The organism is Nostoc sp. 'Peltigera membranacea cyanobiont' 213 (genome assembly GCF_002245975.1).
Lineage (GTDB): Bacteria > Cyanobacteriota > Cyanobacteriia > Cyanobacteriales > Nostocaceae > Nostoc.
Genome location: NZ_NOLI01000032.1, coordinates 20,694 through 42,617, shown reverse-complemented (window position 1 = coordinate 42,617; position 21,924 = coordinate 20,694). Strand labels below are relative to the sequence as shown.

The window sequence follows — 21,924 nt, the reverse complement described above, 5'->3', positions numbered from 1 at the left end:
GGAATTAGAGTTTTGTGGTGGTAATTACCGTACAAAACCGAATTTGCCAGTAATTTAGTAGAGTTTGTTATGGTATAGTTAGAAAGTTAAGACTAGCTTTACCAAAATTACACCACTCTACGACCCGGCAACAATTGCACAATGGGAAGCAGTTTTAATTAAGTATTTACCAACAAAATCTGAATTCAATCGAGGTTATGACTCAGCAAGTGATTCACCCAATGGTGAAATTGCAGCGCAACGTGCAATCACTCATAGAATCGAATATTATCAAGCCAAGCGATAGCATCTGGAAAATCGCTTTGCTTTACGGTAATGAATGGCAGCACTGGAAACAGGAACTGCTGGACTTTGGCTTTAGTATGCAAGACCCAGTTAGTGAATTGCTAGCTGTAGAAACTTGGGATGAAGAATAGAGATTAGGGACTGGTGGCTGGGGACTGGGGACTAGGAAATAATTCTTTTAACTGCTAACACTCAGTGCCCATTCCCTAATACCCAGTCGCCAATACCCAGTCCCCAGTCCCCAGTCCCCCTATTGACAAGCAGCTAACGCCGCAGCTAATTCTTTGGCAGTCTGGTAGCGATCGCGCGGCAATGGTTCTGTAGCGCGATCGATAACATCTCTTAACTGAGAACTGATGGTGGGAACTTTTGCCACATCAAACCTGAAGTTTCGCCCCCGTTGGCGGTAATACTTGAAAGGATTTTCGCCTGTGAGCAGAAAAATCAGTGTTGGCCCAATCGCATACAAATCAGATTGAGTTAAAGGTTGTCCTCGTTCTTGTTCAGGAGCGCAATAACCTTCTGCACCAATCCGAGTACCGGGCGCTGTGCCAATTTCCTTAACTGCGCCAAAATCTAGCACCACTATGCTATTTAGTGAACTTCGCACCATCAGGTTAGCGGGTTTAATATCGCGGTGAATCAGTGGCGGCTCTTGGCTATGAAGATATTCTAAGATATCGCAGGTTTGAATCATCCAAGCGATCGCTAGACTTGGCGTAACTGGCCCAGTGGTATAGACACGTTTCTCTAAATCTTGTCCCTGGATTAGTTCCATTGCCAAGTATTTTTTGCCGCCTTCTACAAAGAAGTCGTAATATTTGGGAATTCCCGGATGGTTAAGGGATTTGAGAGTATGCGCCTCCCGCTCAAATAATTCTTGAGCCTTGGCAATTTTTACCATATCAGCATTCATTTGCTTCAACACCAGCAGTCGTGGGATACTCCCAATCTGACCAGTTCCATCCCAAGCGAGATAAGTAGTACCCATACCTCCTTGTCCGAGAGTTCGCAACACCTGATAATGGCGAATTTTCTGTTGTACTGAGAGAGGTTGGCCGCAGTGGATGCAAAACAGATTGTTTGGGGAGTTACCTTCGTGCGTACAAGTGTATTTACCTTCGGCTGAGTAGACTGTTGCAACAGCGTTTTCTTCTGTCCCTTGCATTTGTGGCGATCGCAAACCCGTTTCCAGTACTGTTACCTCTTGAATTTGGAATTGCAATATTGGCCCTCCCTGTGCCAGTTGCAGAAGGGAATTATCTGGTAACGGACTCTGAATCACAAGGATACCGTTGAGGAAAGTCCCATTTGTACCCTGACTAATCAGCCGCCAACCACCGCCATTATCGGCAGAATCAACTTGTCTCAGTTCTAGATGATGCCGCGAAACTAAACTATCAGTTAAAACAACGTGATTATCTGCCGCTCGACCAATCCGAATTATGGAAGAGTTCTCAAAGCACCACTGCTGGAGGGGCGTTTTCTGTTGCGGTTCTAACAGAGTCAGACTAACCACAATACAAACCTACAAGGTAAATGGATTACGGAATGGGGAATTGGGAATTGTTGGGAATTGGAAATTGGAAATTGGGTATTAAAATATACACTACTTCTTTAGGCTTAACCGCTTCTAAACGGATGAACAAAGTACCCTTGATTTATAAGGTTTTAAGGTTAATTTGAAGATATATCTACTGAGAATTAGTGATTTTTTTTATTACTCATTCCCAATTCCCCATTTCCAATGCCCATTTATTTTTAACTTTCCAGATTTGGGCGTACTTTTGCTCGAATAAGTATACCAGTAATGTTGTCATGACCATTGTATTGGTTTCCCAACTCAATTAAGTTCGTAACACCCTGTTCTAAATTAGCGCCCGAACTAAGTAAGGGTTCTAAATGAGTGTGCCAATGGGTTTCTAGTAAATCATTATCTGAGAGACCGTCCGAAGCCAACAGCAAAAGGGTATCTTCATTAATCTCGAAAAAGCCGACATCGGGATTAATCGAGTTTTCATCACGAGGCCCCAAGGCTTGGGTGAGTTGGTAGGCATCAGGGCGGGCGTAAGCTATGCTCGCTTCCACTCCGCGCGTAATTTCCCGTTGCCCAACTTCGTGATCTACTGTGACTTGTTCTAGTCCCCGCTTGCGTGTCAGGCGATAGAGACGGCTATCTCCCACATGGGCAACTGCTGCTTGAGTATCTTGAATTAAGAGCATTACCAGGGTTGTACCCATGCGCCCCACTCCAGAACGGGCATCTTGTTGATTGAGTTTGTAAATTGCCTCATTAGCTAAATACACTGCCTCGCGAATACTATCTTCTGTTGGCAGTTGGTTGGCAATCCAGTGTTCTTGAAAGTATTGCCGTAGGGTGTTGACTGCTAACTCACTGGCTATCTCGCCGCCAGCGTGTCCACCCATACCATCGCAGAGAATATATAAACCATGCCCTTCCAGAACTCGACTTTTAGGCAACTCCAACTTATGAATTTTGGTTTCAATGCCAAAGTAGTCTTCGTTATGATGACGTTGACGACCCACATCTGTGCGTCCTGCATCTTCCAAGCTACTTAACTGCATCGCCAGCACAACAGTTGGCATATCATCAATTCTGCTAATGATATCTTCTGGCTCATCTGATTGCGGCATAGTGGGCACAGCAGTATTTTTCTCCTTTATTGGGGTCTGAGTTGCGGTTCCTAGTGCTTCCAGTTCAATAGAGATTTCTTCCAAACGCGATCGCAATTGTGCGATCGTGTGAATCTTACCTACATCTAAATCCCCTAACATCTTGACTACAGAGCCAAATTGAGTGCGTTGAGATTGCCTAAATAGCGTTTGCCAAACCCGCCCCAAAGCTTGAATGGTTAACGGCTCCTCTGGAATAGCAGGTGTTTGGGCTTCGGCATCTTCTGGTGGCAACTCGGTAGCTGGCAGAGAACTTGATGATTCTAGATACAACCTTTGTAGCGCCAGCGTTTGGTCTTCATCCAATCGCAAATTCGATAAATCTAAAAGGCTTTGACGACAATTTACTGGTTCCAATAATGCCCAAAGTTGGGCCATTTGATAACACCAGTGTAAAATTTTTAACGAATTTGTCGTTTCTTCTTGCCACAGGTCGAGTAAAGGCTGCCAATGTGAGCGGTCTTCAATTATCACTACCTGCATATCCCCCTGCTGCCATGCATCGTGAATTACTGGTATCTCGCGCTGACCTTGGGATTGTAAAGCAATATAAACTTTGGCAAGGTGAGGAATTCCCCTTGCTTCCACTGAAGACGTTAACAAATCTGATTGCTGACTTGCTAGCATTGCCTCAATTGGCGATATTTGATACGGTTGGCAGTCTAAAACTCTCACACCTACATCAATGGTGGCAGTTTCCGTTTGGGCAGGTAGCGGATCTAACAATTGATAGCGTTCCTGAGAGTCTAAATAGGAGCCTAATGCAATCTGAGAAGTAGGGCATAGAGGAGATGAGGAGGATATTGCTTCCTCATTTCCCTCTACTACCACATTTTCCTCATCTTTCTCTACTCCCAAAGCTTCCCCAGTCGTTTCTTTAGCAATAATTGCCCAAAACACTGTTCCACATTCCGTGCCACAGTTATGACAACGTAGGGCATTCACAGGTACATCTTCGGTACTGCATTCAGGACAAATCTTGTGGGTCAGGGATGTGCCACAGCTTTGACAGAATTTGTTGCTATTGGGGTTTTCAAATTTACACTGAGGGCAAATCAGCATAGTGGAAGTTCCTTTATTCCCGCTCCAAGGTGCTTCTAGCCACTAAGATCCAAGGTGCCACAATTGGCTTTCCCTGACTAAAGTAGACTTACAAGAGATTGTAGTTTATCAATAAATTTTGGTGGCAGTATTAATTGTGACGCATATTAGATAAATATTTAATATATTGTGGGGAATCGGGCATAGGGACTGGGGACTGGGGACTAGGGAAGAGTTTCAAATATCAATCCTCAATCCCCAATTTCCAGTCTTTAGTACCCAGTACCAATGCTCAAGAGTCTGGCAATTGCGGAGGTTGGGCGTTAAACCATTTTTGATAAATTTGCTTGTAAGTGCCATTGGATAACAAAGTCGCTATACCTTTGTTAATTGCATCCAGATGGGGGGAGTCTTTAGGTGTAGCAATGCCGTAGTATTCTTCAGTAAGCAGATCGGCAACAACTCTGATGCCTTTAAGTTTGCCATTTTTAATGGCATACAAAGTTGCGAAAGCATCGCTAACCACAGCATCAACGTTGCCATTAAGCAAGTCTTGGAAAAATTCTGGCCCAGAATTAAAAGTACTAATTTTGGCATTGGGGATGGTTCTGGCAAAATCTGCCCCAGTGGAACCAATTTGGACAGCGATTTTTTTGCCTTTGAGACTATTGAAGTCTTTAATATTTTGGTTATCTTCGCGGACAGCGATCGCTAGTCCGGCTTTAAAATAAGGTCGTGAAAAAGCAATTGTTTTTAGGCGTTCGGCAGTAATGGTGATTCCGCTAATTGCTGCATCGACTCTTTTAGCTTGCAAGCTTGAGATCGTGCCATCAAAGGGCAGACTTTCAAACTTGACTGCAAAACCTGCTACTTTAGCGATCGCATTCATCAAATCAATATCAAAGCCTTCTAAGTCCCCGCTAGCCTTTTGAATTTCAAAAGGGACAAAAGTGGGATCTGTCGCCACCCTAAGAGGTAAAGCATCTGGGTTATTGGTGGGATAGAAACTCTTACAGCCAATAATCAGTAGCAGACAGCCTAAGCTGAGAATTAGCTGCTGCCACTTGAGGTTAAATAATTTCACTGGAGTAATTCCGTTCTATCAGTCAATATTCACGATCCTCGTGATGATGTTATAAGAAAGAATACATCCGTCAGTAGCCAAAATCCACCATTAATTCTGGACGATGAACAAAACTTTAAGACCGCCACTCTCGTGAAAAGTCGAGATCGCAGGAAGTTTCCAACCTGGCTTTTCGCCAATTCCCTTCTTGTGTGTTCTGTATTCTGACTTCCAATCTTGAACTACTTATGGTTTCTACAACCCCTGCTTACCGAATTACTGATTTGTTCGCTGAACGAGCAAAAAACCTCGCACCACCAACCTACGGTACAGAGTTAAGCAAAATCGTCACTGTCAGTTTTGCCTACGGTCTAGCTGACCCAATTCTCTTTCCTCACGGTGACTTGGCTGCTGCAAGTGCTGTTGTGCTGGCAGAAGAGGCTCCGATCGCTCTCAATTACGGCCCACCTTCATCTCAACTGTACGAGCAAATTATCCTCCGTTTGCAGGCGAAAGGAATTGCTGCCGATCGCGATCGCCTAATCATTGGCTACGGTTCTGGTCAGATTCTCGGCTTGCTACCAGATGTGTTTGTGGAACCTGGTGATGTGGTAATTGTGGAGGGGCCAACCTTCTTGGGAGTAGTTGCCAGATTTGTCCACGCTGGCGCACGGATAATTACCATTCCGGTGGATGAGTTGGGGATGGATGTAGATGCCCTAGAAGTAAGATTAAACGATTTGAAGAAACAGGGCATCCGACCCCGATTTATTTATACTATTCCCACCTTTCATAATCCCACAGGCGCTACTATGCCGTTATTTCGCCGCCAAAAACTGGTAGCATTAGCGGCTGAGTATGGCGTTTTAGTGGTGGAAGACGATGCTTATAGCGATTTGCGCTTCCAAGGAGAAACAATGCCCTCCTTGGCAACCCTAGACCAAGAAGGGTGGGTATTATATGTAAGTACCTTCTCAAAAATTATTGCGCCTGGTATCCGCCTGGGCTGGGCTTGTGGCGATCCAGCGATTATTGAGCGACTGGCGATGTTCAAAAGTGAGGGGCCTGTGGGGCCATTTGTCAGCCATGTGGTTGCCCGCTATTGTGCCACAGGGAAATTAGAGAATCACATTCAGGAGTTAATTGCCTGCTACAAACATAAGTGCAATTTGTTGTTAGAAGCGATCGCTCAAGAGTTTCCTAGCGATATAGTTGCTTTGCGTCCCGATGGCGGCTTTTTTGTTTGGTGTAAATTGCCACCAGATATCAGCGCCAAAGCACTCCTCATGGCTGCCAGCGAACACGGCATAAGTTTTCTGCCAGGGACTCGCTGCTACGCCAATGGACAGGGAGATGATGCCATTAGGTTAGCTTTTAGCTTTCAGCCAACACAGAAGATTGTTGAGGGAATCGCTACATTAGGAGCAGTGTTGCGCGGACTAAGGTAAGTCGTAATGACGCTCTCTACCAGACGCGAAAAGCGAACGCGGACTCGCTTTTCGCGTCGCTAACGTAATTCGTAATTACCTCGTTCCCAGTCGAAGACTGGGAATGCTTCTGTCTCCTGTAAGTAGGCAAATATAAATTGAATCTACAAAATCCTAGTTCGTAGTGAGCGATTTATCGCTTATAACAAGCTTTATCAGGACTAAAGTCCTTACTACAAACTTTAATTTATCTGGAAACAAAATTTTAAATTTTGTAAATCTTTTTTAAAAAATTTGTTCTAAGCGTTGGAAATCGCGCTGCACTTCATACCAAAGACTTTTATTATGGGGGTCTGTTTTCAAAGCTTTTTTAAGATAAATTCTGGCTTTGAGCAGTTGGTTTTCAGAAATTAATGCCCGTCCCCAAATTTGATAAGCGATCGCTTGCCATTGGCGAACTTCTGCATCTGTTGACAAACGATCTGCTAAAGCTTCTACCAGTGCGATCGCTTGCGGAAATCGTCTTTCTTGCAAAAATCTCTGCAATTGCTCATAAGTCTTCCACTTCAGCCGTTCTTCTATTTCCAACAGATTCGGCGGCTTTGACTTACCTACTTCTTGGCTTGTCACCGTTGTGACTGGTGTTTTCTGTCGCTGCGTTACCTTAACACCATCACACCCACCAGATGTTGACACCTGACTTGAATTTACAGTAGTTTCTTCTGGCAATACTACCGTCAGCAGGAGTTTGTAAGCCTCTGTCAAGGCAATAAACTTATCTTTGGCTTTGTTGTCATCTGGGTTGATATCGGGATGATATTGCTGCGCCAGTCGTCGGTAAGACGCTTTGATGTCAGCAAAAGAAGCTCCCGATCTTAAACCTAGCAAACGGTAGCAATCTCCGAGATCCATCTTGAGCTATGAGCTATCGAATATTTAGCTATTGGCTATTATCTGTCTATTATCAGCTTCAAGCCTGGAATATTAATAATAAAGGCTAATGTTCTATTTTAAAGTTCAATGTTGACAATTTGTTTATAAAAGGGGATTGGGAATTGGGAATGGGGCATTGGGAATGGGCAAAAGACTTACTGTAACTTCTCCTCTGCCCCCTGCTCCCTGCCCCCGGCCCCCTCTACTCTGGTACGATAGAGGTTCTTTCTTCAATCACACGGTCAATTAAACCGTATTCTTTCGCCTCTTCAGCAGACATGAAAAAGTCACGATCCATATCTTTTTCAATTTTTGCTATGGTCTGACCAGTTTTATCGGCATAAATGCCATTAAGCTGGTGACGAATCCGCAGAATTTCTCTAGCTTCGATTTCGATATCGGTTGCTTGTCCACGGGTTCCACCTGAAGGCTGGTGAATCATAATCCGGGAATGAGGCAATGCTAGGCGTTTACCTTTGGTGCCAGCAGCCAATAAGAAAGAACCCATTGAAGCAGCTAAACCTACGCAAATAGTCACTACATCAGATTTGATATGTTGCATGGTGTCAAAAATCGCCATGCCAGATGTAACCATTCCACCAGGGGAATTGATGTATAAATAAATATCTTTACCTGGATCGTCGGAGTCCAGATACAGCATTACAGCAATTATTTGATTGGCAATTTCATCATCAATATCTCGCCCCAAGAAGATAATCCGTTCCCGGTAAAGGCGATCGTAGATGCTAATCCAATCTGTATATTGTCCTCCGGGCATCCGGTAAGGGACTTTAGGAACGCCTATAGGCATAATTTACTCCGTTCTTAATTAGTCATTAGTCATTAGTCATTAGTCATTGGTCATTGGTCATTAGTCATTGGTTATTAATAATTTTTAGTTATTAACAAAGGACGAAGGACAAATGACAAAGAAAAAATTAAAGGACACTGGCTGGAAGTGGGGGATTTGCGAGTTCTTCTTTCTCAAAAACTCTGTCAATTAGGCCGTATTCCTTCGCTTCGTAAGGTGTTAGATATAACAACCTATCCATATCTTTAGCAATTTTTTCTGGGGGCTGTCCGGTGGTGCGATTTAAAATATCAACCAACGCCCCTTTATTTACCAAAACTTCCCTTGCCCGAATTTGAATATCCGTTGCTTGACCTTGGGCGTAGCTTTTAGGCTGATGCAGGATAATCGAAGAGTGAGGCAAACTAGCGCGGCAACCTTTTGTACCAGCACTGAGAAGCATGGCTGCCATACCCATCGCAGAACCGACGCAGATGGTGTGGATAGGAGGCTTGATATATTTCATGGTGTCAAAGATGGCGAAGGCTTCGGTTTCAAAGCCAATGGGTTCGCCACTGTAACCGGATGTGCCGGTGGAGTTGATATAGATTTTAATGGGCTTTTCTGGGTCGTCGGACTGCAAAAATAGCAACTCGGCCACGATTAATTCCGTGACAGCAGGCACCAGTGGCATCCCAATATAGACTATTCGCTCCTTTAATAAGAGGGAAGGTAAATCTGGCGGTGGTGTCCGGTAAGAGCTATCGCCGTAATATGGGGCTTGAACAGCCTTAATTGGGGAAATGTCCATAGCAACTGATCGCCTGAAACTATGCCGTTAACTGTAATACATCCTAGCGCGATGCACGCTTCCCTCAAGGTGCGGATTTCTCCCTAATGCTTGAGGTAGCTTTGCATCTGCCAATGTTTGGCTTGTAAGATATTCTGATTATTATATTGGATAAGTTTTCCGTAGAGCTAAAGTAGTGTTTTGAAGTTATTTATTAATATGTATATCCTGAATAGGGACTTTGAGTTATGAAGGTTAGTTTGCAGCCTGCCTTGAATGATGGTAATCTGGACGCGAATCAACTGAATAGTCAACGTCAGTTGGGAATTTCGATTTCTGCGATCGCAGAGACTCAAGACCGCCATGTGCCACTTAATCTATGCCTGATTCTGGATCATAGTGGTTCTATGAACGGGCGATCGCTAGAAACGGTAAAAAAAGCAGCAAATCGTCTGGTGGATAGACTCAATCCTAGCGATCGCCTCAGTGTTGTAGTTTTCGATCATCGTGCCAAAGTCTTAATACCTAGTCAAAGTGTCGAAAATCCAGAGAAAATCAAAAATCAAATTAATCGCCTAGCCGCCGATGGTGGAACTGCTATTGATGAAGGATTGCGCTTGGGGATTGAGGAGTTGGCAAAGGGAAAAAAAGATACTGTTTCCCAAGCCTTCTTATTAACTGACGGTGAAAATGAACATGGTGATAACAATCGCTGTTTGAAATTCGCTCAATTAGCTGCTAGCTATAATTTGACTTTGAACACTCTGGGATTTGGTGACAACTGGAACCAAGATGTTTTAGAAAAAATTGCTGATGCTGGTTTGGGTACTTTATCTTACATTCAAAAGCCGGAAGAGGCAGTGGATGAGTTTAATCGCCTGTTCAGTCGCATTCAAACAGTGGGATTGACTAATGCTTATCTGTTATTCTCCCTAATGCCCAATGTCAGATTAGCCGAACTTAAACCTGTTGCCCAAGTTTCCCCAGACACAATTGAATTACCACTGCAACAAGAAGCTGATGGACGCTTCGCTGTGCGGTTGGGAGATTTAATGAAAGATGCGGAACGGGTAATTTTAGCTAATATTTATTTGGGACAATTGCCAGCAGGTGAACAAGCGATCGCTAATGTGCAAGTCCGCTACGACGATCCAGCCGCCAATAAGGTAGGTTTAGTTACACCAAATATCTCCGTTTATGCCCATGTTGTGAAAAACTACCAAGCAGATCCGAATCCCCAGGTGCAACAATCTATTTTGGCATTAGCTAAGTATCGCCAAACCCAGCTAGCCGAAACGAAATTGCAACAGGGCGATCGCTCTGGTGCAGCGACAATGCTACAAACGGCTGCTAAAACTGCGCTGCAAATGGGAGATACTGGGGCAGCGACGGTGTTGCAAACTTCTGCCACCCAGCTACAATCTGGTGGAGATTTATCGGAAAGCGATCGCAAGAAAACCAGAATTGTCTCCAAAACAGTTTTGCAAGATACCCCTCCTCAATGAAAGTTAAATTGCTCTCGGCGTTAAATGACAATAATGTTGATCTGGCTCAAACAAATAGCCAACGTCAACTAGCAATGACGATTTTTGCAATCGCTGGCGAGTCTGACCAAAATCTGACCCTTAACCTCTGCTTGATTCTAGATAGAAGTGGTTCTATGCATGGACAACCGATTAAAACGGTGATTCAGGCAGTGGAAGGATTAATAGATCGGTTAAAAGTTGGCGATCGCATCTCAGTTGTGGCTTTTTCCGGTACTGCGGAAGTCATTATCCCTAACCAAGCGATCGAAGACCCCGAAAGCATCAAATCTCAAATTAAAAGCAAACTCAGTGCTAGCGGCGGTACAGTCATCGCCGAAGGTTTGGAACTGGGAATTACAGAACTGATGAAGGGCACAAGAGGCGCTGTTTCTCAGGCGTTTTTGCTCACAGATGGTCATGGTGAAAGCGGTTTGCGAATTTGGAAGTGGGATATTGGGCGAGATGACAATAAGCGCTGTCTCAAACTGGCGCAAAAAGCTGCCAAACTCAACCTAACTATCAACACTTTCGGATTTGGCAATAGCTGGAATCAGGATTTGCTGGAAAAAATTGCTGATGTCGGTGGTGGAACTTTAGCCCATATTGAACATCCCGAACAAGCTTTAGAGCAGTTTAGCCGACTCTTTGGACGGATTCAGTCCATTGGGCTAACTAATGCCTACTTGTTGTTATCTTTAGTTCCCAATGTCCGACTAGCAGAATTGAAACCCATTGCCCAAGTTGCCCCAGACACAATCGAGTTACCAATGGAACGAGAAGCGGATGGTAGCTTTGCTGTGCGTTTGGGAGATTTGATGCAGGATGTAGAACGGGTAGTTTTGGCGAACATTTATCTGGGACAATTGCCAGAAGGTAAACAAGCGATCGGGCATTTGCAAATCCGTTATGATGACCCGATGGTTAACCAAGAACGCTTACTTTCGCCCCTTGTGCCAGTGTATGCAGATGTAGTGCGGGCATATCAACCAGCGTCTAATCCCCAGGTACAGCAGTCTATTTTGGCATTAGCGAAGTATCGCCAAACCCAGTTAGCCGAGGCGAAATTGCAACAAGGCGATCGCACTGGTGCAGCTACAATGCTACAAACAGCCGCCAAAACTGCTTTACAAATCGGAGATAAAGGGGCGGCGACAGTGTTGCAAACTTCCGCCACTCGCCTGCAAGCTGGAGAAGAACTTTCCGAAGCAGACCTCAAGAAAACTAGGATTGTATCAAAAACTGTTTTACAGCCATAGTAAAAATTCAGCGATCGCATTGTTATTCCCTGCACTGTCTTTGTCTTGCAAAAACTAGCAAAACTCTAGTAAAACTGCTGAAGATAAATTATCACTAGTTTGAGAAGTACAAATGAAAACCACTGGCATTCATCATGTAGCCATTATTTGTTCTGACTACAATCGCTCCAAAAAGTTTTATGTAGAAGTTTTAGGTCTTTCTATTATTCAAGAGACTTTTCGCGCCGAGAGACATTCTTATAAATTAGATTTACAAGTTGGAGAAAATGCTCAAATAGAGCTATTCTCTTTCCCAAATCCTCCAGAACGGCCTAGTAAGCCAGAAGCTTGTGGCTTAAGACATCTTGCTTTTAAAGTTGATGATATCGAGGAAACTGTTTTTTACTTAAACTCGCAAGGTGTAGAAACAGAAAATATCAGAATTGACGAAATTACAGGTAAGAAATTCACTTTTTTTAAAGACCCTGATAATTTGCCATTAGAGATTTATGAGTTTTCGTTGGACTGGTAAATTATGATAATACAGCATCTTTAAGCTTGCCACGCCAGTAGGGTGTGTTAGCGTCAGCGTAACGCACCAAAAGCTTTGGAGTCAGGTGCGTGCGTTACGGCTTACGCCTAACACATCCTACAATACCTAATTTTGTTCAAAAATTATGATTCCTATATATTTAAAAAGTCAAAAAGTGGGCACTGCCCACTCTACATAAATTTAGCCCTTAACACAAAGAACTTGCTTAAGTGTTGCTACAACTTCAACCAAATCAGCTTGATTTTCCATCACTTGTTCTATAGGTTTATAAGCGCCGGGAATTTCATCTAACACGCCCTCATCTTTGCGGCATTCTACACCATTTGTTTGCTCGATCAAATCATCAAGTGTGTATACATTTTTTGCCTTATTTCTAGACATCAAACGCCCTGCACCGTGGGAGCAAGAACAGAAGCTGTGAGCATTACCTTTACCCTTAACGATGAAAGACTTTGCTCCCATCGAACCAGGAATAATTCCATAATCTTCAGTCTGGGCGCGGACTGCACCCTTGCGAGTAACGTATACATCCTCGCCAAAATGCACTTCTTTCTCGGCGTAATTGTGATGACAATTAACCTGCAATAAAGGTTTAGTTCCCTTCCCACCTACCAGATGTTTTTCAACTATATGCTTAAAACGCGCCATCATCACATCGCGGTTAACACGCGCATAGTCTTGCGACCATTGCAAATCATGCCAGTATGCTTGGAATTCTGGCGTACCAGCGACAAAGTGAGCCAAATCAGGGTCAGGCAATTTATTACCTGCCATTTTTGCTAATTCTCTAGCTGTGTAAATATGACACTGGGCGAGTTTATTGCCGATGTTACGCGAACCAGAATGCAGCATCAGCCAAACTTGATTCTCTGTATCAAGACACACTTCAATAAAATGGTTTCCTCCACCGAGAGAACCCATCTGTTTCATTGCTTTACTTTGTAGGTCTTGCACGCCACGATGCAAGTCTTTAAAATCATCCCAGTGTTGCCAATTGATAACAGATTTTTCAACGTCTTTGTTTTCGTTGAACCCAGTAGGAATTGCAGCTTCAATATCCAGGCGGATTTTCTTCAGTTTTCCTTCTAATTGTTCAGCAGTAAATGACGTTTTGATAGCGCTCATTCCGCAGTTATGAACAAATACCCCAGCTTTCAGTGCGAAATTATGATACTCCGGTACTGTTAGACAGTAAACATCTTCTGTGTAATTTAGGGGATTGACTGCTACAACTTTGTGATTGCATTGATGTTCTTTTTTGCGGTGGTTGTGGAGTCCTCTATTGGAGTATGGCTGAACAATCAGGCTGTAGCCATCTTTGTCAGTTTTGGAATAAAAAGGCATTAAGGAAGTCTCTGCTTGAAGCAACTGAGCTTCTTTATAGCTTCCATCCCGAAGCATAAATTGGTGATCGGGAGTACAAATAATTTCTTCGCCGTTATCCAGAATTACTTTCACAAGTGGAGCATTTCGTCTCGTCAATTTAGCAGTTGCTTGAGCCGCAACGATTTTTCCTGTAGGCGTACAAGCATAAACAATAAACTCTTTACCCCAATTTATTAGGTCTTTAATCCGATAGGATTTACCATCCACTAAAGGAATCAAGGTATCTCCTACAAAGCAACCAATATCCACTCCGACAGCAGCAGGAATAATTGCCTCTTTGGTTGCAATTACAGAACCCACTAAAGCACCTTTTCCTAAATGAACATCTGGCATTAAGGCCACGTGCTTAAACACAAATGGTAGCGATGCTACATTTTTTGCCATCTTGGTTTCTTCTGGGCCCAAAGAGTGATTTGCCCAAGATAAAACGGGTGCTGGCGTGGTAACTTCTAACTTTTCGTAGGGCATATTTTTTTGTATTTTGGATTTTAAGTTTTAGATTTTGGATTGGGTTTATTATGGCACTAATAATTTATCTAGTACTTTTTCAAGCTTGGTAGTAAGAATTTTAGTGCTTACTACGAACTTACTTACCGATCAATTTAAACTTGACATACTACTAGTTAGTTGTAGCAATTTAAATGTTGTATTGTCTTTCATTTGGTTCGCTCAGTTTTCGTGAACTGAAGAACTAATTTTAGGGAGTAACATATTTATACTACAATTGTAATTTAATAGATTACAAACGTCAAGCCAATACCACAGAGAGAAAGCAGATGCTTGCCAAATGTATTAAAATTTGTAAAGAAAATTACTCTGCTTAAATAACCCCTTAGAGTTCTGACACAATATGGCAGTGCGTCAAGATACAATCTGGGAACGTTTTTTATCCCCTGTAGTGCGTCTTTTAATTGATGAAGATGGGTTACGGCGTTACGCTGATAGTATTAACTGGGAGAAAGAGTGCGATCGCTATCGACGAGATGATGTGATAATTCCCTCGTACTACAGCAATCAAAATTTCCACGGGATTACAGGCGGCTATCTCACTTACAATGCAGCAGTTACTTACGATCCGATTACCCAATATGTTGTGCCACCGAATGAAACTATTGTCCGTCAGGCTTTAGTTGATGCCGTCAAGGTAAAACCACGACGCATACTTGACTTAGGTTGTGGCACAGGTTCCACTACTCTAATGTTAAAACGAGCTTTTCCCGAAGCGGAAGTTATTGGTTTGGATTTATCACCTTATATGCTGGTAAGGGCAGAAGATAAAGCTAGAAATGCTGGTTTAGAGATAGTCTGGCGACACGGAAATGCGGAAAAAACTGGTTTGAGGGATGCTTCATTTGACTTAGTGACAGCTTCTTTGCTATTCTACGAAACACCAAATGAGGTGTCCCTAGCAATTTTGCAGGAAAGCTTTCGGTTGCTAGTAACTGGAGGGCAAGTCTTAATTCTAGATGGGAATCAGAAGACTCGGCGGCAGCTAGAATGGCTTAATGATGTTTTTGAAGAGCCATATATTCGTGAGTATGCTACTGGTAGTATAGAGGCGAATATGGGTACGGCCGGATTTGAAGCAGTGCGATCGCACGATGTATGGTGGATAAATCAGGTAACTAGCGGCGTTAAACCGATCGCAACTGAAAATGTCCGTCGTTATACTCCCACATCAATAGATAATAATGATTTGGAGGGACTTGGATCTCCAGCATTTGGCATAATGGCATGAGTTTAAAGGCAGTTCTCTTTGATTTCAATGGTGTCATCATTAACGATGAGCCAATCCACCTGCAACTGATAGATGAGATTCTCGTTGAAGAAAATCTCCAACCCCAAAAGGTGAGCGAGCGTCAAGCTTCTCTTGGACGCAGCGATCGCGCTTGTTTTCAGCAACTACTCGCTAATCGTGGTAGAGTAGGCGATGAGAAGTATTTAACTCAGTTGTTGTACCGCAAAGCAGAAGCCTATGTGGTGGAACTAGAGAAAATAGAGAAACTGCCTTTATATTCGGGTGTAGAAGACTTAATATATCAGGTGCGATCGCGGAATCTGAAATTAGGATTAGTTAGTGGCGCGATTCGTAAAGAAATAGAATTGGTACTCCATCGCGCCAAATTAGCCCAACATTTTAAAATTATCGTCGCGGGTGATGACATCACCACCAGTAAACCAGAACCTGATGGTTATTTACTGGCGGTGAAACGTTTGAATCAAGAATATCCTGAATTAAACCTTCAACCATACGAGTGTCTGGCCATTGAAGATACTCCAGCAGGGATTGCAGCAGCGAAGCGATCGCAAATGCAAGTTGTAGGTGTAGCCAATACTTATCCATTTCACATGCTCCAGCGCTGCTGTAACTGGACTGTTGATTATCTCAGCGATTTGGAACTCGAACGGGTGCAAAAAGTTTATTCCCAAAAAGAGCCTCAGCCATCGGCAACTGAATGTTAGAATACTATATGGTGATAGTGTATTGAGTTAATGAGTAATATTACTCTTGACTTAGTACTGATTAAGGGGAATTAGCTCAGTTGGTAGAGTGCTGCGATCGCACCGCAGAGGCCATCGGTTCGAATCCGTTATTCTCCATCCGCCCAACCACGCAAACAATAGACAAATCGAGAAGAACAGATTCGGGAATGATTCACTTAATTAATAACTCATAGCTTTATTAAAGCCAACCACGCAAACGATAGACAAAAGAACCAATGTACTCTTTTAAAGCAGTGGTAAATTGGTGTAAGTTGTCAGTATCGGGTAATAAATTCAGTATAGCGGCTTTGGGAGTGCCACCAAGTTCTTGCAGTTCCCCCTGAGTAACTAAAAAGTCAGTGGGTGTAGGAATAGCATTAATTCCTTGACGTTGGAAAATCCGAAGCGATCGCGGCATGTGCATTGCCGAAGTAACTAATAATACCTGTTTAATATTACGAGATTCTAAAATTTTTCGGACATTTACAGCATTTTGATAAGTATTAAGAGATTCAGTTTCCTGAACGATCGCCTCAGATGGAATACCAATAGATGTGAGTATTGTTGCCATATCTGCCGATTCTGGCGAACCGCTACCACGCCAATCAATGCGCCCTCCGCTAAGAATGATTATAGGCGCTTTTTTTTGGCGATATAGTTGGGCGGCATAAATCACGCGATCGCCTGATTCACTCAAATCAACGGTAGGTCTTGGGAAAAAAGCTGATTTAGTTGCACCACCCAAAACCACAATTGCTTCTGCATTTGGTATTTGGGCGAGTGGAAGATTTTGCCATTCTAGCGATCGCACCAATGATTTAGCGATCTAAGCATTACTACAAAATAGCAATAAAGTTAGAGCAAAAGCAATTGCGATCGCCGCAGTGCGCGGTCGTTTCCACAATGTAACTAATGCCACTACCAAACTGACACAGGCTAATCCGAGTGGATAAAAAAATAGTGGTAGTAATTTGGATAGATATAAAAACATATTGAGGATTAGGTATTGGGTATTAAAGATTAGAGATTGAGGATTGGGGACTGGGTATCAAGATTAAAATAATCCTTTCCCAGTCCCCAGTCCCCAGTCTCTAGTCCCTAACCCCCAGTTCCTACCTTTCCCAAAACCTGAAATTGAAACCACTTCCAGGAGCGCGACGGTAACGGCGGGCGGTTCTTCTGATTTGCCTTTTGTTGATCCTGTCGTTCGTTGGTTCAATTTCACTCTCTTCTGATTCTTCAACTTGCAACTGAGTTCTAGTTTCTTCCTTACTTCCCCACCAAGCAGTAATCCAGCCTCCAGCTAAACCGCCTATTCCACCTAGCAAGATACTCATCGGTGGTGGATACCCCAAATAGACAAAGCCAAGCATGAAAAATAACCAGTATTTCAGTCCTGTATCAACGCCATCAGAAGAGGCTACAGTTGGGGCCTGGGTGCTATTGTTGGTTAAACTTGCGATCCAGCTGAGGATGAAACCGCCCATGATTCCTAAGAAGATACTTAGGGCTGGTGCAGAGCCGGTCATTACTAATATAAATGTTAAAAATGCCCCAAATAACAACTGAGAAAAGAAGCTGGGAGAAATACTAAAAAAGTCGTTCTTTTTGTCTGCCATACAGTAAAAAAAGCTATTAACTACATACTAATTCGTAGTTCGTAATTTTCGATTCAATTACGAATTACGAATTACTTGAGTTGTATCCAAAATCTTTAGGTAGGTTTGTTCTTCTTCAGTGAAAGGTTCAGCTTGTTTGATTTGTGAAGCTAATAAATCGGCGGTGGCATCAGCGATATCACCAGTGCGGTTGTTTAGACGCTCTTTTAGAACTTCTAGCGGTGCTGTGCATTGGATAATCTGAAAGGGAATTTCGTGCTTTGTAGCTTGAGCGATCGCTTCTTGCCGTAACTGCTGTTTATCATACTTGGCATCCAAAATCACCGAAAAACCTTGTTTAGCCAGGATAATTCCCAATTCCAGCAGCCTTGTGTAGGTTTTCTCGGTCATATCAGGGGTATATAAATCATCGCCACCTTTTTCCCACAGAGGAATTCCCCCTAAATGTTTCCGCACCGCATCAGAACGCAGGTGAATTGCTCCCTGTTGACGGGCTAAATGTCTGGCTGTGGTACTTTTACCAGAACCCGACAACCCTGACATCAAAATTAGCTCTCCAACCTTTGGTTTAGTGTACTCCCAAGCCTGTTTATAATACTCACTGGCGGTTTTTGTCGCCTCTTCTTTTACCGTCGCAGGTACACTCGGATCGCCTAGCAAAAATGATGTCACCTTCGCTCTAACATAAGCCTGCCGACTTAAATATAAAGGCAGCACCTGTAAACCTTCCCAGTCTCCAGTTTGCTCTATGTAGGCATTCAAAAACGCATTACCTAAGTCTTTCCGTTGCCGCGCTTCCAAATCCATCACCGTGAACGCCACATCGTACATCACATCGACAAAGCGAAACGGCTCGTTAAACTCAATGCAATCAAACAGCAAAATTTTATCGTGCCACAGGGCAATATTCCTCAGGTGTAAATCCCCGTGACATTCACGAATATAGTTGTTGTGAATTCTGCTAGCAAATAATTCTGGACGTTCTGCAAAAAAGTTATCTGTATATTGCTTTGTTTCTGTAAATTGTGCTTGAGTCTGAGGGCCACCAATATAATTCTCAGTTTGCTGATAATTCTCGTCAAATGCAGCCCGGACTTTTGGGACTTCACCAAAACTGCGAATATAATCATTCGTCTGTGCTTCGGCATGGTATTTAGCTACCACCCGTCCCAACTCATCTAGGAGTGTCTCATTTAATTTACCCTGTTCAAAAAATGTACTCAATAGCGACTCTTGAGGAAATTGCCGCATTTTCAGCGCGTATTCTACAGCTTCGGTAGTTCCCCCTAACTGGTATTGCTCATTTACCAGAGTTATGGGCAAAACTTCTAAATATAGTTCACCAGCACCCCTCTGATTTAACCGCAACTCTTCCTGACAAAAATGCTGCCGCTTCTCTAAGGTGGAAAAGTCCAAAAAGCCAAAATTCATCGGTTTTTTCAGCTTATAAGCGTAATCTCCAGTCAGCAGCACATAAGAAATGTGAGTTTGAATTAGTTCAATGGGTTCTGTTACCGCATGGGGATAAAATCCAGGCTGCAACATTTGCTGAATTAAGACTGGAAGAGTCGCTTCTGTCATTTCTATTCCTCTGCGGTTCAAATACAAAAAAACCAGGGGTTCCCCCCTGGTGTCATCAAAAATTATTACACAGTTTAACTAGCTTAAGAAGCTGCCTCAGTTTCAGTTTCTATCCCAGCATCTTCAGCACTAATTTGTGGTGGCAAAACACTGACAACAAGTCGCTCTGATTCAGCTAGAGGTGTTACACCTTCAGGAAAGGGTATATCACTAATACTCAAACTGTCTCCAATTTGCAAGTTAGTGACATCGATTTCAATTACATCTGGGATGTTTTCTGGCGCACAACTAACTTGCAATTCGGAGATTACGGTGTCTAACACACCACCTTCTTGTTTAACACCAATGGCAGTTCCCACAAAACGCAGACGTACTTCTACAGTGGTGTCACCGTGACCAGCAACCGCGAAAAAGCTGAGGTGATAGGGCGTACCTTTTGCTGGATGGATCTGAAGTTCCCGCAGTAGCGTTTTGCCGCGCCAAGGTGCATCAGCAATGTTTAATTCAATCAAGGTGTTATTAACTGAAACCCTTTTGAGCAAGCGCTCAACGGTTTTAGCATCAATAGTCAAAGAAATTGACTCTGTACCCTTATGACCATACAAATTGCCAGGTATCAATCCAGAACGGCGCAAAGCTCTTGGCTTGCTGCCTTCTGGACGTTTTTGAGATTCGACTGTAATAGCCATAGAAGTTGTCCTTTGTCAGTTGTCAGTTGTTAGTTGTCATTAGTCATTTGTCAGTTGTCATTTGCTAATGACCAATGACTAATGACCAATGACTAATTCACGCACTTAGCAAGGTAGCAGGTGTGCCGTCAGCCTGCAATAAAGCGCGTTTGGGCCCGTGGATGGGGTCTTCTACGATTATTGTTTGATCGCGGCTTGCTCCTAGTGAGACGATCGCGATCGGGACTTCCATTAATTCGGCGAGGAATTTTAGATAGTCCAGTGCTTGCTGTGGCAAGTCTTCCAGGGTGCGGCAGTCAGTTGTTGACACTTTCCAGCCTGGTAAGGTTTTGTAGATGGGCCGACATCTAGCAAATTGACGAGAACTTGTGGGGAAGTGTTCGCTGCGTCGGCCATCTATGTCATAAGCTACACAAACTTGGATTGACTCTAATTCATCGAGGACATCCAGTTTAGTCAGCGCCATACAATCCATGCCGTTAATCCGCACGGCATAGCGACCAATGACCGCATCAAACCAGCCGCACCGCCGTTTGCGTCCGGTGGTTGTGCCAAATTCGGCACCGCGATCGCACAACAATTCTCCCAACTCTCCATGCAATTCCGTGGGAAATGGCCCCTCCCCTACACGGGTTGTATAGGCTTTCGACACTCCAATTACCCGATCAATCATTGTCGGACCTACCCCAGTACCAACGCAAGCCCCACCCGCCACAGGGTTAGAGGAGGTGACATAAGGATAAGTTCCGTGATCTAAGTCCAGGAGCGTACCTTGTGCGCCTTCAAACAAAATATTGCGCCGTCGCTGAATCGCATCGGATATTTTTAACGATGTATCAATAACGTAAGGGCGCAACCGTTCTGCATATCCCAAATACTCCTCAATCACCTCTTGTGCATCTAGAGGCGGCAAGTTGTAAAGCTTTTCTAAAATGAGGTTTTTATAATTAATCGTCCACTCCAACTGCTCGCGTAGCTCATCCGGGTTCATCAAGTCTAAAACCCGAATGCCTGTACGTTCAGATTTATCAGCATAAGTCGGCCCAATGCCCCGACCTGTTGTGCCGATCTTATGGCTTCCCCGTCTTTCTTCCGATGCCTGGTCAATCAATCGATGATAAGGCATCGTTACGTGGGCTGTCTCAGATATCAGCAGGTGGTCAGTGGAAATATTTAGTTCTTTTAATTGGTCGATTTCTGCGATCAAAACCTGTGGATCGATCACTGTTCCACAGCCGATAATGCAATCGGTATTTGGATACAAAATACCAGAGGGAATCAAGTGCAGTTTAAAGGTCTGACCTTTAACTACAATCGTGTGTCCAGCATTGACACCCCCTTGGTAACGCACCACAACATCTGCGGAACGGCTGAGTAAGTCAGTTATTTTACCTTTTCCTTCATCGCCCCATTGGGCACCTATGACAATGACGTTAGCCAAGAGCTTATATTAAGAAGTAAAGTTTCCACAAACTACTATTATTAACACATCGGGTGAATCATGTCAAGAATAAAATTCCTGCAATTTATCGGGGTATTTAGGGGTATCTCCAACGTTTTGCTACCGAAAAGAGAACTTTTCAAACTTCCTCGAAAGGCACTCTCAAAACACTTAGTTGTCAATCGATCGGAATATCTTGAAGCGGAAAAAGACTCGCCATTATCCTCTCGCAAAAAGGGCAACGACGGGAATTACACCCGTATCTCCTGGTATGCTCCAAGGAATTCTACTGTTTGAACTACGTTGCCGGGGCAGCGAACCGAATCGAACGGCTATCTTTCGCCTTGAACAGGCGGACACTTTACCATTAAGCTACACTGCCAGAAA

The 21,924-nt window shown here is 43.5% G+C and carries 18 protein-coding genes, 2 tRNA genes and 2 pseudogenes; 8 read left to right on the top strand and 14 right to left on the bottom strand.

Features of this window, described 5'->3' with window-relative positions:
- The first annotated feature begins 197 nt into the window (after positions 1-197).
- Positions 198-416 (top strand): DUF4327 family protein, encoded by a 219-nt coding sequence (locus tag CDG77_RS11755; protein ID WP_012407469.1) that lies wholly within the window; start codon positions 198-200, stop codon positions 414-416.
- A 119-nt stretch (positions 417-535) separates the two neighbouring features.
- Here the strand turns inward: CDG77_RS11755 and CDG77_RS11750 are convergent, their stop codons facing one another.
- The 3 genes from CDG77_RS11750 to CDG77_RS11740 form a co-directional block, all read right to left on the bottom strand.
- Positions 536-1,804, bottom strand: coding sequence for a protein kinase domain-containing protein (locus CDG77_RS11750; RefSeq protein WP_094329550.1), 1,269 nt, complete (start codon positions 1,802-1,804; stop codon positions 536-538).
- Between the two features lie 242 nt (positions 1,805-2,046).
- Positions 2,047-4,041, bottom strand: a complete 1,995-nt coding sequence (locus CDG77_RS11745) for a serine/threonine phosphatase (RefSeq protein WP_094329549.1) — start codon at positions 4,039-4,041, stop codon at positions 2,047-2,049.
- Between the two features lie 271 nt (positions 4,042-4,312).
- A complete protein-coding gene (locus CDG77_RS11740; RefSeq protein WP_094329548.1) occupies positions 4,313-5,104 on the bottom strand; it encodes a basic amino acid ABC transporter substrate-binding protein in 792 nt (263 codons plus the stop codon).
- A gap of 227 nt (positions 5,105-5,331) precedes the next feature.
- On the opposite strand from CDG77_RS11740, the gene CDG77_RS11735 reads away from it, so the two are divergent.
- Positions 5,332-6,531, top strand: coding sequence for an aminotransferase-like domain-containing protein (locus CDG77_RS11735; RefSeq protein WP_094329547.1), 1,200 nt, complete (start codon positions 5,332-5,334; stop codon positions 6,529-6,531).
- Positions 6,532-6,795: 264 nt separating this feature from the next.
- On the opposite strand, the gene CDG77_RS11730 is transcribed toward CDG77_RS11735, so the two are convergent.
- The 3 genes from CDG77_RS11730 to CDG77_RS11720 all read right to left on the bottom strand — a co-directional run bounded on the left by CDG77_RS11730 (position 6,796) and on the right by CDG77_RS11720 (position 9,044).
- Complete coding sequence (locus tag CDG77_RS11730) at positions 6,796-7,422, bottom strand: J domain-containing protein (RefSeq protein WP_094329546.1); 627 nt, start codon at positions 7,420-7,422, stop codon at positions 6,796-6,798.
- A gap of 223 nt (positions 7,423-7,645) precedes the next feature.
- The gene (locus CDG77_RS11725) at positions 7,646-8,254 is read right to left on the bottom strand and encodes an ATP-dependent Clp protease proteolytic subunit (protein WP_094329545.1); all 609 of its coding nucleotides are present in this window, start codon (positions 8,252-8,254) and stop codon (positions 7,646-7,648) included.
- Positions 8,255-8,381: 127 nt separating this feature from the next.
- Complete coding sequence (locus tag CDG77_RS11720) at positions 8,382-9,044, bottom strand: ATP-dependent Clp protease proteolytic subunit (protein WP_094329544.1); 663 nt, start codon at positions 9,042-9,044, stop codon at positions 8,382-8,384.
- 227 nt (positions 9,045-9,271) lie between these two features.
- Between CDG77_RS11720 and CDG77_RS11715 the strand changes: the two genes are divergently transcribed.
- The 3 genes from CDG77_RS11715 (at position 9,272) to gloA2 (ending at position 12,316) form a co-directional block, all read left to right on the top strand.
- Positions 9,272-10,528, top strand: coding sequence for a vWA domain-containing protein (locus CDG77_RS11715; protein WP_094329543.1), 1,257 nt, complete (start codon positions 9,272-9,274; stop codon positions 10,526-10,528).
- Positions 10,525-11,805 (top strand): vWA domain-containing protein, encoded by a 1,281-nt coding sequence (locus CDG77_RS11710; protein WP_094329542.1) that lies wholly within the window; start codon positions 10,525-10,527, stop codon positions 11,803-11,805. Before CDG77_RS11715 ends, CDG77_RS11710 begins: the two co-directional genes overlap by 4 nt.
- A 112-nt stretch (positions 11,806-11,917) precedes the next feature.
- The gene (gene gloA2, locus CDG77_RS11705; RefSeq protein ID WP_094329541.1) at positions 11,918-12,316 is read left to right on the top strand and encodes an SMU1112c/YaeR family gloxylase I-like metalloprotein; all 399 of its coding nucleotides are present in this window, start codon (positions 11,918-11,920) and stop codon (positions 12,314-12,316) included.
- Positions 12,317-12,517: 201 nt separating this feature from the next.
- Here gloA2 and CDG77_RS39000 read toward each other — a convergent pair whose 3' ends face one another.
- Complete coding sequence (locus tag CDG77_RS39000; RefSeq protein ID WP_333783400.1) at positions 12,518-13,495, bottom strand: RtcB family protein; 978 nt, start codon at positions 13,493-13,495, stop codon at positions 12,518-12,520.
- Positions 13,475-14,191, bottom strand: a pseudogene (locus CDG77_RS38995) (RtcB family protein); the annotation flags it as partial. The pseudogene CDG77_RS38995 and the gene CDG77_RS39000, both read right to left, overlap by 21 nt.
- Positions 14,192-14,573: 382 nt before the next feature.
- On the opposite strand from CDG77_RS38995, the gene CDG77_RS11695 reads away from it, so the two are divergent.
- The 3 genes from CDG77_RS11695 (at position 14,574) to CDG77_RS11685 (ending at position 16,324) form a co-directional block, all read left to right on the top strand.
- On the top strand, positions 14,574-15,461 hold the full coding sequence (locus tag CDG77_RS11695; RefSeq protein ID WP_094329539.1) for a class I SAM-dependent methyltransferase: 888 nt from the start codon (positions 14,574-14,576) through the stop codon (positions 15,459-15,461).
- Complete coding sequence (locus CDG77_RS11690; protein ID WP_094329538.1) at positions 15,458-16,186, top strand: HAD family hydrolase; 729 nt, start codon at positions 15,458-15,460, stop codon at positions 16,184-16,186. The genes CDG77_RS11695 and CDG77_RS11690 overlap by 4 nt, the downstream gene beginning before the upstream one ends.
- A 65-nt stretch (positions 16,187-16,251) precedes the next feature.
- A tRNA-Ala gene (locus CDG77_RS11685) sits at positions 16,252-16,324 on the top strand.
- 82 nt (positions 16,325-16,406) lie between these two features.
- Here the strand turns inward: CDG77_RS11685 and CDG77_RS11680 are convergent.
- From CDG77_RS11680 to CDG77_RS11655, 6 genes and pseudogenes are all read right to left on the bottom strand, one after another.
- Positions 16,407-17,198 (bottom strand): annotated as a pseudogene (locus CDG77_RS11680) (YdcF family protein).
- A gap of 121 nt (positions 17,199-17,319) precedes the next feature.
- Positions 17,320-17,826 (bottom strand): hypothetical protein, encoded by a 507-nt coding sequence (locus CDG77_RS11675; RefSeq protein ID WP_094329537.1) that lies wholly within the window; start codon positions 17,824-17,826, stop codon positions 17,320-17,322.
- A gap of 57 nt (positions 17,827-17,883) precedes the next feature.
- A complete protein-coding gene (locus CDG77_RS11670; RefSeq protein WP_094329536.1) occupies positions 17,884-19,407 on the bottom strand; it encodes a bifunctional aminoglycoside phosphotransferase/ATP-binding protein in 1,524 nt (507 codons plus the stop codon).
- 83 nt (positions 19,408-19,490) lie between these two features.
- The gene (locus tag CDG77_RS11665; RefSeq protein ID WP_094329535.1) at positions 19,491-20,096 is read right to left on the bottom strand and encodes a 50S ribosomal protein L25/general stress protein Ctc; all 606 of its coding nucleotides are present in this window, start codon (positions 20,094-20,096) and stop codon (positions 19,491-19,493) included.
- Between the two features lie 97 nt (positions 20,097-20,193).
- Entirely contained in the window at positions 20,194-21,537 is a 1,344-nt protein-coding gene (locus CDG77_RS11660; RefSeq protein ID WP_094329534.1) for an adenylosuccinate synthase, read from the bottom strand.
- Between the two features lie 309 nt (positions 21,538-21,846).
- Positions 21,847-21,919, bottom strand: a tRNA-Glu gene (locus tag CDG77_RS11655).
- Positions 21,920-21,924: the final 5 nt, after the last annotated feature.